Origin of the sequence: Ruegeria sp. R13_0, assembly GCF_017743995.1 — a bacterium.
GTDB lineage: Bacteria > Pseudomonadota > Alphaproteobacteria > Rhodobacterales > Rhodobacteraceae > Ruegeria.
This window is the reverse complement of the sequence record NZ_JAGHRB010000006.1, coordinates 18,712-32,388: the sequence shown is the minus strand read 5'-3', so window position 1 is coordinate 32,388 and position 13,677 is coordinate 18,712. Positions and strand designations below refer to the sequence as shown.

9 protein-coding genes and 1 tRNA gene are annotated in these 13,677 nt (G+C 59.0%); 8 read left to right on the top strand and 2 right to left on the bottom strand.

Annotation, left to right across the window (positions count from 1 at the left end; genetic code table 11):
- The first annotated feature begins 41 nt into the window (after positions 1–41).
- The 3 genes from J7394_RS09190 to J7394_RS09180 all read left to right on the top strand — a co-directional run bounded on the left by J7394_RS09190 (position 42) and on the right by J7394_RS09180 (position 3,453).
- Positions 42–1,346, top strand: a complete 1,305-nt coding sequence (locus J7394_RS09190; protein WP_209252518.1) for a hypothetical protein — start codon at positions 42–44, stop codon at positions 1,344–1,346.
- 10 nt (positions 1,347–1,356) lie between these two features.
- Entirely contained in the window at positions 1,357–2,844 is a 1,488-nt protein-coding gene (locus J7394_RS09185) for a heme biosynthesis protein HemY (protein ID WP_209252517.1), read from the top strand.
- Positions 2,845–3,036: 192 nt separating this feature from the next.
- On the top strand, positions 3,037–3,453 hold the full coding sequence (locus tag J7394_RS09180) for a hypothetical protein (protein WP_170470608.1): 417 nt from the start codon (positions 3,037–3,039) through the stop codon (positions 3,451–3,453).
- Positions 3,454–3,624: 171 nt separating this feature from the next.
- Here the strand turns inward: J7394_RS09180 and J7394_RS09175 are convergent.
- A tRNA-Leu gene (locus J7394_RS09175) sits at positions 3,625–3,711 on the bottom strand.
- A gap of 201 nt (positions 3,712–3,912) precedes the next feature.
- Between J7394_RS09175 and J7394_RS09170 the strand changes: the two genes are divergently transcribed.
- Entirely contained in the window at positions 3,913–4,896 is a 984-nt protein-coding gene (locus tag J7394_RS09170) for a complex I NDUFA9 subunit family protein (RefSeq protein ID WP_209252516.1), read from the top strand.
- Here the strand turns inward: J7394_RS09170 and J7394_RS09165 are convergent, their stop codons facing one another.
- A complete protein-coding gene (locus J7394_RS09165) occupies positions 4,897–5,700 on the bottom strand; it encodes an undecaprenyl-diphosphate phosphatase (RefSeq protein WP_209252515.1) in 804 nt (267 codons plus the stop codon).
- A gap of 229 nt (positions 5,701–5,929) precedes the next feature.
- On the opposite strand from J7394_RS09165, the gene J7394_RS09160 reads away from it, so the two are divergent.
- From J7394_RS09160 to J7394_RS09145, 4 genes are all read left to right on the top strand, one after another.
- A complete protein-coding gene (locus J7394_RS09160) occupies positions 5,930–7,363 on the top strand; it encodes an NAD(P)-dependent oxidoreductase (RefSeq protein ID WP_209252514.1) in 1,434 nt (477 codons plus the stop codon).
- A 119-nt stretch (positions 7,364–7,482) separates the two neighbouring features.
- The gene (gene gltB / locus J7394_RS09155) at positions 7,483–12,015 is read left to right on the top strand and encodes a glutamate synthase large subunit (protein ID WP_209252513.1); all 4,533 of its coding nucleotides are present in this window, start codon (positions 7,483–7,485) and stop codon (positions 12,013–12,015) included.
- A gap of 151 nt (positions 12,016–12,166) precedes the next feature.
- Entirely contained in the window at positions 12,167–12,907 is a 741-nt protein-coding gene (mtgA, locus tag J7394_RS09150; RefSeq protein ID WP_209252511.1) for a monofunctional biosynthetic peptidoglycan transglycosylase, read from the top strand.
- A 58-nt stretch (positions 12,908–12,965) separates the two neighbouring features.
- A complete protein-coding gene (locus J7394_RS09145) occupies positions 12,966–13,631 on the top strand; it encodes a glutathione S-transferase family protein (RefSeq protein WP_170380156.1) in 666 nt (221 codons plus the stop codon).
- Positions 13,632–13,677: the final 46 nt, after the last annotated feature.

Genomic DNA, 13,677 nt, shown 5'->3' with positions numbered 1-13,677 from the left:
GTAGTTCTGGTGATTTTAGAATCGATAAGGGGAATTTGACGGTGGCGGGAAAAAAGAAATCCGATCAGGAACCGGTGGAAACCCCGAAAACAGACGATGTGGTCGAAGATAAAAGCGTTGAACCCAGTGGTGAAACCGAAGGGTCGCCTGTTGACGAAGAAGCGCCGAATGAGGAGCTGATTTCCGAAGCCGAAGCCGAAGCCGAAGCCGAAGCCGAAGCCGAAGCCGAAGCCGAAGCCGAAGCCGAAGCCGAAGCCGAAGCCGAAGCCGAAGCCGAAGCCGAAGCCGAAGCCGAAGCCGAAGCCGAAGCGGCCAATGAACCATCGGACCCTGAGCCAGCGAAAGAGACACCTGCTGAACCGACCGAGGAAAAACGCGGCGGATTTGTTCCGGCCTTGATAGGTGGTGTGATTGCCGCGGGTCTTGGATTTGCGGCGGCTCAAACGGGGCTGATCTCGTCTGGTGGGTCGGATAACTCGGAGGTGATTGCGGCGCTTGAGGCGAAGGTTTCGGAACAATCCGATCAGATCGAAGCGCTGACGAAGCAACTCTCGGATGCGCCGGACGTGTCGGGCCTGACGGATCAGGTTCAGGCGCTGTCGCAAAAGCTGGACCCTGTTGACGCAGATCTCACCGCCGTGAAATCCAGCGTCGAATCTCTGACGGGTCAGATTGCGCCTCTGGCCGACCGGCTGACCGAGCTTGAGAAGGCGCCCATTGCGGCAAACGCCTCGCCCGAAGCGACCGCTGCTTTTGAAGCTGAATTGAAAAAGCTGCAGGACTCACTTGCGGCGCAGCGCGGTGAGGTCGAAAAAATGGTCGCCGATGCGCAGGCGCTTGAGGCGAAAGCAACGGCCGAAGCGCAAGCCGCGACCAACCTTGCCATCCTGTCCCGCCTGCACGGGCAATTGGATGCCGGTCAGCCCTATTCGGACCTTGTAGGTGAACTGCAAGCGGGGGGTGTGACGGTGCCGGATGCGCTTTCAACGCCTGCAGACAAAGGGGTTGAGACGCTGTCGTCCTTGCGGGCCTCATTCCCTGCGGCGGCGCGCACCGCTTTGGCGGATGCGCGGGATGCGGACAAAGGCACGGGCGTGATCGCCTTTTTGCAACGCCAGACCGGCGCGCGATCGGTGACCCCTCAGGATGGGGATGGCCCGGATGCCGTGCTGTCGCGTGCTCAGGCGGCCTTGGCCGATGGTGATGTCGCCTCTGCCCTGACTGAATTGAAATCTCTGCCAGAAGCGGCGCAGACCGCAATGGCCGATTGGGAACAAGCCGCCCAGACCCGGGTCGCGGCGGTTGAGGCCGCCGATACGCTTGCTTCCAACCTGAACTCGAACTGAAGGACCTGCCATGCTGTGGTCATTGTTTAAGATCCTTGTTTTTGTTGCGATTATCGGCCTTCTGGCTTTGGGTGGTCACTTCCTTATGCAAACCAGTGGCGGGGTTCAGATCACCGTCGCCGGAGTGGAATACACGCTGGGGCCGCTGCAATCGGTGATCGCGCTCGGCGTGCTGGTCTTTGGCGTCTGGTTGTTCTTCAAGCTGCTGAGCCTGCTGATCGCGACACTGAAATTCCTCAACGGCGATGAAACCGCCTTGTCACGCCATTTCGACCGCAGCCGCGAACGGCGCGGGTATGAGGCGCTGTCCGACGGTCTCATGGCGCTGGCATCGGGCGAAGGTCGCATGGCGATGGCCAAGGCCTCTAAGGCCGAGAAACTGCTGAACAAGCCGGAACTGACCAACTTGCTGGTCGCGCAAGCGGCCGAGATGACGGGCGACACCAAAAAGGCTTCGGAAACCTACAAAAAGCTGGTGACCAATAGTGCCACGCGCTTTGTCGGTGTGCGCGGTATCATGAAACAGAAGCTGGTCGAGGGCGATGACGAAACCGCGCGCAAACTGGCCGAGAAAGCCCTGGCGCTGAAGCCGCGCCATGAGGAAACGCAGGATGTTTTGCTGAACCTGCAGACCAAGGCACAGGATTGGGCCGGAGCACGGTCGACTCTGACGTCGAAGCTGAAAGCCGGATACCTGCCGCGCGATGTGTTCAAACGACGCGACGCGGTTCTGGCCCTGTCCGAGGCCAAGGGTATTCTGGACGATGGCGCGAGCGTCGAGCAGCAAGAACAAGCCATCGAGGCCAACCGCCTGTCACCCGATCTGGTGCCTGCCGCCGCCATGGCTGCGCGGGCCTATATCGAAAAAGGCAAACCACGCGCGGCCACCAAGATCCTCAAGAAAGCGTGGGAGGTTCAGCCCCACCCCGACCTCGCCCATGCCTTTGCCGAGATTGCACCGGACGAGTCGGCTCAGGACCGTATCAAGCGGTTCACCGCGCTGACCCGTATCCACCCTGAGAACATGGAAACCCGTCTGATTCTGGCCGAGCTGAATATCGTCGCCGAGGACTTTCCCGAAGCGCGTCGCGCTTTGGGCGATTTGGTCGAAAAACAGGCCGACGCGCGTGGATACACCTTGATGGCGGCGATCGAACGCGGCGAAGGTGCCTCGGACGCTGTTGTTCAGGGTTGGCTGGCCAAGGCCTTGACCGCACCGCGTGGGCCGCAATGGGTCTGCGAGAACTGTCACGACATTCAGCCCGAATGGGCCCCGGTCTGCCAGAATTGCGGCAGCTTCGATACGCTCAGCTGGCAGACGCCTCAGACTCCCGAGATCGCCACGGCCACAGGTGTGCATATGTTGCCTTTGATTGTGGGCGCGCTGGAAGACAAAGCCTCTGCCGAAGAAGAACCCGAGACCGAAGAGGATGTCCCTGCTGAGGTGATCGAGCTGAACGCCGATACGGTCGATGAGACCGCAGAGAAGCAGGCCTAACCCAAACGGCCTGATCTTTTCCGGCCCGCATCAGCTTTGCAAAAGATGAAAGTGTGAGTCTGTGGCGCCCCTCAAAACGGCGCAGTTCTGGGGTATTTAACGCCAGTGTGACGGGTTTCACTGACTCTCCGGCAGCATTTGCGGCATTCTCTCGATGAATCGACCAAGCGTCTTAGATTGAGGAGAAACCAAATGAAAATTGATGAAAAAGGCCTGGATAAATTTGAGAAAGAAGCGGACAAGCTCGCGGCGGCGATTGTCCAGCAGTCCAAAATTATTGATCAGGCGGAAAAGGCGTCTCCGGTCGCGAAGAAAACACTTGCACCGTTGAAGAAGGCGATTGCAGTGGCGATGAAGCAAGGCAAAGCTGCGCAGAAGGCCATTTCGACTGCGAAGAAGAAAAAATGTATGGACGAAAAGGCCAACAAAGACCTTCTGGTTCAGGTGTCGAAAGCTGCCAAGACTGCATCGGCGGCCAAGAAATTGATCGGTCACGAGGCAACGCATGTGGTGCAACAGGCCGTCCCGAAAGCGAAGCCGAAGCAAATGGAAAAGACCTTCGACGAAAAGCTGAAGTTCTGGCAAAACCTTGAAAAGAAAGCCAAGTAAGTCTGGGACAAAGTACGGGGCCTACGCAGAGAAGTGCTTTGCGAGGCCCTGACGTCATCGCTCAAGGCATGAAATGCTGTGCGTGTGGTTGGAATCTGAGACTAAATTCCCCAAACACACGGGCTATTTCCACGCCTCAAATGCGAGTAATCAATACAATTTAGGGGGATTTGGTGCCCAGGAGAGGACTCGAACCTCCACGTCCATACGGACACTAGCACCTGAAGCTAGCGCGTCTACCAATTCCGCCACCTGGGCAGGTGTCGTGAGGGGGCGTTTAAGCCCAGCGGCGGGGAGGGTCAACCAGATTCGGACAGATTTTTGAAAGTTTTTTGAACCACGCTGCTCGGCCCCTTTTCACAGCGGGTCTCGATGCAACACACGCGGCGATTTGATGCCTTGTTTCAAAGGGGTTCGGGCGCTACTTCTACGTCAGAGCCATGCAGCAGGAGCCATCGAATGTCGAAACTGGTCACGATCTACGGAGGGTCAGGGTTTGTCGGGCGCTACATCGCGCGCCGTATGGCGGCCAAGGGATGGCGTGTCCGAGTCGCCGTGCGACGCCCAAACGAGGCCATGTTCGTTAAACCCTATGGCGTTGTGGGTCAGGTCGAGCCGGTGTTTTGCAATATCCGGGATGATGCCTCGGTGCAGTTGGCCATGCAAGGTGCGGATGCGGTTGTGAATTGCGTGGGTGTTCTAAACGAACTGGGCAAGAACGGGTTTGATGCGGTGCAGGCCGAAGGGGCCGAACGCATTGCGCGTCTGGCATCCGAGAATGGCGTGGAGCGGATGGTTCATATCTCGGCCATTGGAGCGGATGCCGAGTCGTCCAGCGCCTATTCCCGCACCAAAGCGGCGGGCGAGGCCGGAGTTCTGGCTCATATGCCCGATGCAGTAATCCTGCGCCCCTCGATCGTTTTTGGGACCGAGGATCAGTTCTTCAACCGGTTCGCCGCGATGACGCGGTTCGGGCCGTTTTTGCCTCTTGTCGGGGCCGAGACGCGGTTTCAGCCGGTCTATGTGGATGATGTAGCGCAAGCGGCCGAGCAGGGTGTTTTGGGGCAAGCGGCCTCGGGCATTTATGAGCTGGGCGGCCCAGAGGTGAAAACCTTCCGGGCTTTGATGCAGCAAATGCTGGAGGTCATTCATCGGCGCCGGGTGATTCTGGGTGTGCCGTTCTTTGTCGCCAAGATCATGGCCGGCGTGTTGGACATTCTGAAGTTCGTCAGCTTCCAGCTGTTCTCGAACCCGATCCTGACGCGGGATCAGCTGAAGAACCTTCGACAAGACAATGTAGCCGGTGACAGCGCCAAGGGCTTTGCGGATCTGGGGATTGTGCCCACCACGTTGGATGCTGTTCTGCACGAATACCTGTGGAAATTCCGCCCCTCAGGTCAGTATGACGACATTCAGAACTCGGCTAAAAACCTGCGGACCTGATCAGCTATAGGCGATCACCAGAAGGATCGCGCCCAGAATGACGCGATAGATGACATAGGGCGTGAAGCTGACACTGCGCAGCAGGCGCATCATCAGGCTGAGTGCTAACAGGGCCGACACAAAGGCAAAGAGGGCGGCGATCGCTCCGTCTTTGGCCAGTTGCGCGTCGGCCTGGTGGGCTACGTCAAGGGAAAGCAACACGCCAGAGGCGATGATGGTTGGGATCGACATCAGCATAGCGATGCGTGCGCCTTCTTCCCTTGTATAGCCCAGATGCCGTGCCCCGGTGATCGTGATGCCCGACCGGGATGTCCCCGGAATCAGAGCGATGGCCTGCCACAGGCCCATGATGGCCGCGTCACGCAGGCTCCAATCGGCGGCGATCTTGGTCTGGGGACCTTTCTGGTCCATCCAATAGAGCAGCAGCCCAAACAGCAGCATGGTCCAGCCGATGACAGCGATGGATCGCAGTGCCTCGGTCAGGCCGGTCAGGTAAAGGGCCAGCCCGGCGAGGACTGTCGGGATCGTTGCCACGATCAACCCCAGCGCCAGCCGCGCCTGCGCTGTGTCGGTGCGCCCGGTCAGCGCCGCAGGCAGCCCTCGGATTGCTTGTTTCACGTCGGACCAGAAGTACAAAACAACCGCGCCCAGCGTGCCCACATGAACGGCGACGTCGATGGTTTGGCCCTGATCCCGCATCCCGGTCAGGTTGGGCAGCAGGATCAGATGGCCGGACGAGGAGACAGGCAGAAATTCAGTAAGCCCCTGAATGATCGCTACGAGAATCAAGTGAAAGAGACTCATTTACCCTGCCGCACTGCCGTCAAATTGCTTTGGGTTTATGGGTATTCTGGTGGTGTCGAAAAGGAAAGTCGTGATATAAGTCCGAATCGGACATAAAAATAACCCAAGAATTGCAAAATTTTGGTCGACCAATGGATATTTTCCAGTATTAGGTCAGCATGTATGACTTTTCATATCCAATGCCATCTCATAAAGAGGTGCTTCCAAGCCAATTCATGGAGTCAGACCCGTGGCAAAGCAACCGATGTTGAAATTTGTGCAGATTGATCGTGTCATGCCTGAAAAGCGTGCCGCCGATGACCGCAAAGAAGACTTTGACGAAATCTACGCGGAATTCGCATCGGCCAAGGCGGAAGAGCAAGCCAGCCGCTGCAGCCAATGTGGTGTGCCCTATTGCCAGTCGCATTGCCCGCTGCACAACAACATCCCCGACTGGTTGCGTCTGACCGCGACAGGCCGTCTGGAAGAGGCTTACGCGACCAGTCAGGCCACCAACACATTCCCTGAAATCTGTGGTCGTATCTGCCCTCAGGATCGCTTGTGCGAGGGCAACTGCGTGATCGAACAGTCGGGTCACGGTACGGTCACCATCGGGACGATTGAGAAATACATCACCGACACCGCATGGGACAAAGGCTGGGTGAAGCCCGTTGTTCCGACTGCTGAACGCGGCGAAAGTGTTGGCATCATCGGCGGAGGCCCGGGTGGTCTGGCCGCAGCCGATATGCTGCGTCGTGCCGGTATCCAAGTCACAGTCTATGACCGCTATGACCGAGCGGGCGGCCTGTTGATGTACGGGATCCCCGGCTTCAAGCTCGAGAAAGATATCGTCCAGCGCCGCAATGACCTGTTGGCCGATGGCGGGGTAGAGTTCGTTCTGAACTGCGACGTGGACGCCGCCAAATTTGACGAAATTCGCGCCAAGCATGACGCCGTGATTATCGCAACCGGCGTTTACAAGTCGCGCGATCTGTCCATGCCGGGCAGCGGATTGACGGGTATCGAGAAAGCGATCGACTTCCTGACCGCCTCGAACCGCAAAAGCTTTGGTGACGCGGTCGAAGATTTCGACAATGGTCGCCTGAACGCCGACGGCAAGAAAGTTGTCGTTATCGGTGGTGGCGACACGGCGATGGACTGTGTGCGCACCTCGATCCGTCAGGGCGCGACCTCGGTCAAATGTCTGTACCGCCGTGACCGTGCCAACATGCCCGGCTCGCAGCGAGAAACGCAGAATGCCGAGGAAGAAGGCGTGGTGTTTGAATGGCTCAGCGCGCCAAAAGGTTTTGTCGGTGATGACAAGGTGTCCGGCGTGATGGTGCAGAAGATGCGCCTGGGACAACCGGATGCGTCGGGCCGTCAGGCCCCTGAGGTGATCGAAGGTGCCGACTATGTCGAGGACGCAGATCTGGTGATCAAGGCGCTGGGTTTTGAGCCCGAAGACTTGCCCACGTTGTTCGGTCAGCCCGATCTGCCGGTCACGCGCTGGGGCACCATCAAAGCGGCCTTCCAGACCGGTGAGACCGAGATGGATGGCGTGTACGCCATTGGTGACATCGTGCGCGGCGCTTCTCTGGTCGTCTGGGCGATCCGGGATGGCCGTGATTGTGCCGACGCCATCATCGAGCGGTTCAATGCCAAGGCGGTGGTCGCGGCCGAATAACCGCCCATCATCGAAGTTCAACATTTTCCCTAAGGGATACGCGTTCGATCCAGAACGCCAGCCAAAGACCAAACCAGGGATCCGGCAATCCGTGCCCCCTTGGAAGCAGGAGACAGCGAATGACCAAATTTGATGCCGATTGGGTGCGCGCCGAGGAAACCAAGCGCAAGTGGATGGCGGAAAACGGTCTTTATTCCGAAGAGGAAGAGCATTCCTCATGCGGTGTGGGCCTTGTGGTGTCCGTCGATGGTAAGCCTTCGCGCAAGGTTGTTGATGCGGGGATCGACGCGCTCAAAGCGATCTGGCATCGAGGCGCTGTCGATGCGGATGGCAAAACAGGTGACGGCGCGGGTATCCATGTTCAGATCCCGGTTCCGTTCTTCTACGACCAGATCCGCCGTACCGGCCATGAACCCAATCTGGATGAACTGATCGCCGTTGGTCAGGTCTTCCTGCCTCGCACCGATTTCGGAGCGCAGGAGCAATGCCGGACCATCGTGGAAACTGAAGTTCTGCGGATGGGCTATTACATCTACGGTTGGCGTCACGTGCCGGTTGATGTCACCTGCCTGGGCGACAAGGCCAACGCGACCCGTCCTGAGATTGAACAGATCCTGATCTCGAACTCGAAAGGTGTGGACGAAGAGACGTTCGAGCGTGAGCTGTATGTCATCCGTCGTCGCATCGAAAAAGCGGCCGCAGCTGCTGGGATTTCCGGTCTGTATCTGGCCTCGCTGTCCTGCCGCTCGATCATCTACAAGGGCATGATGCTGGCCGAGCAGGTTGCGGTTTTCTACCCCGACCTGATGGACGAACGTTTTGAGTCGGCCTTTGCAATTTATCACCAGCGCTATTCGACCAACACCTTCCCGCAATGGTGGCTGGCCCAGCCGTTCCGCATGCTGGCGCATAACGGTGAGATCAACACGCTGAAGGGCAACATCAACTGGATGAAGAGCCATGAGATCCGCATGGCGTCCTCGACCTTTGGTGACTATGCCGAAGATATCAAGCCGATCATCGCAGGTGGATCGTCGGATTCGGCCGCATTAGACTCGGTTTTTGAGGTTCTGGTGCGCGCGGGCCGCTCGGCGCCTATGGCGAAAACCATGCTGGTGCCGGAAAGCTGGTCCAAGCAGGCAGTTGAGCTGCCGCAGTCGTGGCGTGACATGTATTCCTACTGCAACTCGGTGATGGAACCATGGGATGGCCCTGCCGCTCTGGCCATGACCGATGGCCGCTGGGTCTGTGCCGGTCTGGACCGGAATGGTCTGCGCCCGATGCGCTATGTGGTGACGGGCGATGGTCTGGTCATCGCGGGATCCGAGGCCGGGATGGTGCCGATTGATGAGGCCTCCGTGACCGAAAAAGGCGCGCTGGGTCCGGGTCAGATGCTGGCCGTGGACATGAAGCGCGGCAAGCTTTACCGCGACAAACAGATTAAGGACAAATTGGCCCGTGCTCTGCCGTTTGGTGAGTGGGTCAACAAGATCAACGATCTGGATGACGCGCTGGCCGGCGTGACTGAGACCGCCAAGTTCCGTGGGGAGGAGCTGCGCAAGCGTCAGATCGCTGCGGGATATTCGATCGAAGAGCTGGAGCAGATCCTCGCTCCGATGGCTGAGGACGGCAAAGAGTCGCTGGCTTCGATGGGGGATGACACGCCCTCGGCCGTGCTGTCCAAGCAGTACCGCCCGCTGAGCCATTTCTTCCGCCAGAACTTTAGCCAGGTGACAAACCCGCCCATCGACAGCCTGCGGGAATACCGCGTGATGTCGCTGAAAACGCGGTTCGGTAACCTGAAAAACGTGCTGGACGAAGACAGCAGCCAGACCGAAATTGTTGTGCTGGGTAGCCCCTTTGTTGGCAACGCGCAGTGGGACAAACTGGTTGAGACCTTCGGCTCTCCTCTGGCAGAAATCGACTGTAGCTTTGAGCCCGGTCGTGGCGCGCTGAGCGCCGCTTTGGCCCGTGTTAGAGCCGAAGCAGAAGAGGCTGTGCGCTCGGGCGCTGGGCATCTGGTGCTGTCCGACATGAACTCGGGCGAGGGCCGTGTGGCCATGCCGATGATCCTGGCGACCAGCGCTGTGCATTCGCATCTGACGCGGCAAGGGCTTCGGACCTTCTGCTCGCTGAACGTGCGCTCGGCCGAATGTGTTGATCCGCACTACTTTGCGGTTCTGATCGGCTGTGGTGCGACCGTGGTGAACGCCTATCTGGCTGAGGATTCGCTGGCCGATCGAATTGACCGTGGTCTGTTGGACGGCACCTTGACGGAAAACGTCGCGCGCTATCGTGAGGCCATCGATCAGGGTCTGCTGAAGATCATGGCCAAGATGGGCATCTCGGTGATCTCATCCTATCGCGGCGGTCTGAACTTTGAGGCTGTTGGCCTTAGCCGTGCCATGGTGGCCGAATACTTCCCCGGGATGACCAGCCGGATTTCCGGTATCGGTGTCACCGGTATTCAGGCCAAGGTCGAGGAAATCCATGCCAAGGCATGGGACAACGGCCTAGACGTGTTGCCCATCGGTGGGTTCTATAAAGCCCGGCAATCGGGCGAGACCCATGCGTGGGAAGCGACCTCGATGCACATGATGCAAATGGCGTGTAACAAGGCGTCTTACGAACTGTGGAAGCAGTATTCGGCCAAGATGCAGTCGAACCCGCCGATCCATCTGCGTGATCTGATGGATTTCAAACCGCTGGGCAAACCAGTGCCGATCGAAGAGGTCGAATCGATTACCTCAATCCGGAAACGCTTTGTCACGCCGGGTATGTCACTGGGCGCGCTGTCGCCCGAGGCGCATAAGACGCTGAACGTGGCGATGAACCGGATTGGTGCGAAATCCGACTCGGGTGAAGGTGGTGAAGACCCAGCACACTTTGTGCCGGAACCAAATGGCGACAACCCGTCGGCCAAGATCAAACAGGTGGCCTCGGGCCGGTTCGGCGTGACCGCAGAGTATCTGAACCAGTGTGAAGAGCTTGAGATCAAGGTCGCCCAGGGTGCGAAACCCGGTGAGGGTGGTCAGCTGCCCGGCATGAAGGTCACCGACCTCATCGCGCGTCTGCGGCATTCGACCAAGGGGGTGACGCTGATCTCGCCCCCGCCGCACCATGACATCTACTCGATCGAGGATCTGGCGCAGCTGATCTACGACCTCAAACAGATCAACCCGCGCTGTAAGGTGACGGTGAAACTGGTGGCATCGTCGGGCGTTGGCACGATTGCTGCCGGTGTGGCTAAGGCGAAAGCGGATATCATCCTGATTTCGGGCCACAATGGCGGCACGGGTGCATCGCCTGCGACCTCGATCAAATACGCCGGTCTTCCGTGGGAGATGGGTCTGACCGAGGCGCATCAGGTTCTGGCGATGAACAACCTGCGCGACCGCGTGACCCTGCGGACGGATGGCGGGTTGCGCACTGGGCGCGATATCGTCATGGCCGCGATGATGGGGGCCGAGGAATACGGTATCGGCACCGCCGCCCTGATCGCGATGGGCTGTATCATGGTGCGACAGTGCCAGTCGAACACCTGCCCGGTCGGTGTCTGTACGCAGGACGAAGACCTGCGCGCCAAGTTCACCGGCAACGCGGATAAGGTCGTCAACCTGATCACCTTCTACGCGCAGGAAGTGCGCGAGCTGCTGGCCAGCCTCGGCGCGCGTTCGATTGATGAGATCATCGGTCGGGCCGATCTGCTGGCGCAGGTCAGCCGTGGCTCGGCGCATCTGGACGATCTGGACCTGAACCCGCTGCTGATCACCGTCGATGGCGCGCATGACATCGTTTATGACCGTCGCAAGGACCGGAATGCAGTGCCGGATACGCTGGACGCCGAGATCGTGCGTGATGCGGCGCGGTTCCTGAAAGACGGCGAAAAGATGCAGCTGTCTTACGCGATCCAGAACACGCACCGGACCGTTGGTACACGCGTCTCCAGCCATATCGTTCAGAACTTTGGTATGCGGAACACGTTCCAGGACGACCACCTGCATGTGAAACTGCAGGGCTCGGCCGGTCAGTCGCTGGGGGCCTTTGCGGCACCGGGTCTGAAGCTGGAAGTGTCGGGTGACGCCAACGACTATGTCGGCAAAGGTCTGTCGGGTGGCATGATCGTTGTCCGCCCACCGCAGGTCAGCCCGCTGAAGGCAGATGACAACACGATTATAGGCAACACCGTTCTGTACGGCGCAACCGACGGGCAGCTGTTTGCTGCAGGTCGCGCGGGTGAGCGGTTCGCTGTACGAAACTCGGGCGCCAAAGTGGTGATCGAGGGTTGTGGCTCGAACGGGTGTGAATACATGACCGGCGGCGTCGCGGTGATTCTGGGTGATATCGGGGCCAACTTTGGTGCAGGTATGACCGGCGGCATGGCCTATCTGTATGACCCGGAGGGCAAGGCGCAGGCGTTGATGAACATGGAAACGCTGGTGACCTGCCCGGTGACTGTCGACCATTGGGAAGATCAGTTGAAAACCCTGATCGAGCGTCATGCGGCGGAAACCTTCAGCCGGAAAGCCTCGGACATCCTGCAGCATTGGGATGTGGAAAAGGCGAACTTCCTGCAGGTCTGCCCGAAAGAGATGCTGAACAATCTCAGCCATCCTCTGACAAACGAAGTGGCTGCGGTTCCGGCTGAATAAGCTGGGCGCTGACATTAATAAGAAGGACCCGCGTTTCTAAAGTGGAACGCGGGTCTTTTTGTATTTCGCGGCGGACACAGTCGCGCGGCCCAATCCGCCTATCAGGAATTCCGCCGTTCCCAAGAACGGCGCGGCGGCGTATAGCAAAACCATGGCAAAGAAAGCAGCCCGCAAGAAAAGCGGCAGAAAAAGTAAGGCAGGCAAGGGGCAAAAGACACGGTCGCTCTGGTCCCGTATCCGGCGATGGATGATCTATTCCGCGCTGGGCGTTGCGGCGTTTCTGGCGGCTTTGGTGGTTCTGTACTCGGTCGTGAACCCTCCGATCACGCATACGATCTGGTCTGAATGGCGTCGCCTAGGAAAGGTCGAGCGCGAGTGGGTCACGATGGATGAGATCGCTCCAATCATGGCGCGTTCGGTCGTGGCGGCTGAAGATGCGAATTTCTGTCTGCACTGGGGTTTTGACGTCGAAGCCATTCGCGACGCTTTGGAGGGGGGCGGGACCCGAGGGGCCTCGACCATCACGCAGCAGGTGGTGAAGAATGTCTTTCTGTGGCAGGGGCGCAGCTGGGTGCGCAAGGCGATGGAAACCACGATCACGCCAGTGGTCGAGATTTTTTGGAGCAAACAGCGCATTCTTGAGGTTTATCTGAACGTAGCGGAAACCGGGACGGGCTTGTTTGGCGTTGAGGCCGCGGCGCAACGGAACTTTGGTGTCAGCGCGGCGCAACTGACCCCGACGCAGGCGGCACGGCTTGCGGCGATCCTGCCCTCGCCCCGCAAGCGCTCGGTGACGGACCCGTCGGTTTTCACGCGCAGGCGGGCGGCGGCCATCCTGCAAGGGGCGGCTACCATCCGCGCAGATGGTCGCGCGGATTGTTTCGAGGATTGAATCCCACGCCCTGCCAAGGCTAAAGCTGAGGGGTACTCATTGGTTTGATTGGAAGTCCATGGCGCGTTTGTTTCACGTTCCCCTCTCTCCCTACTGTCGCAAGGTTCGGCTGTCACTGGCCGAGAAGAAGATCGAAGTTGAGCTGGTCGAAGAGCGGTATTGGGAGCAAGATCCGGATTTCCTGCGTCGAAACCCGGCTGGCAAAGTGCCGGTGCTGCGGTTGGACGGGCAGATCATGTCCGAGAGCGCGGCGATTTGTGAGTATATCGAGGACACGCGCCCTGAACCGCCCTTGATGCCCAAGACCGCCGAGGCGCGGTACGAGGTGCGGCGCTTGGTGGGCTGGTTCGATGACAAGTTTCATCACGAGGTGACCTCGAAACTTCTGTACGAGCGGGTCAACAAGAAGATGACCGGGCAGGGCTATCCGGACAGTAAGAACGTCAAGGAAGGCGCGCGGGCGATCAAGTATCACTTGGACTACATGGCGTGGTTGCTGGATCATCGTCGCTGGCTGGCCGGAGATCAGATGACACTGGCGGATTTCGCGGCGGCGGCACATTTGTCGGCGCTGGACTATATCTCGGACGTGGATTGGAATCGCAGCGCGGCGGTGAAGGATTGGTACGCCAAGATCAAATCGCGGCCGGCGTTCCGGTCGATTCTGGCGGATCAGGTGCCGGGGTTTCGGCCTCCGCCCCATTACGCCGATCTGGATTTCTGATAGGGTGGCAAAGGGGGGCTGTCTGCCCCCCATCACGCCAGAGGCG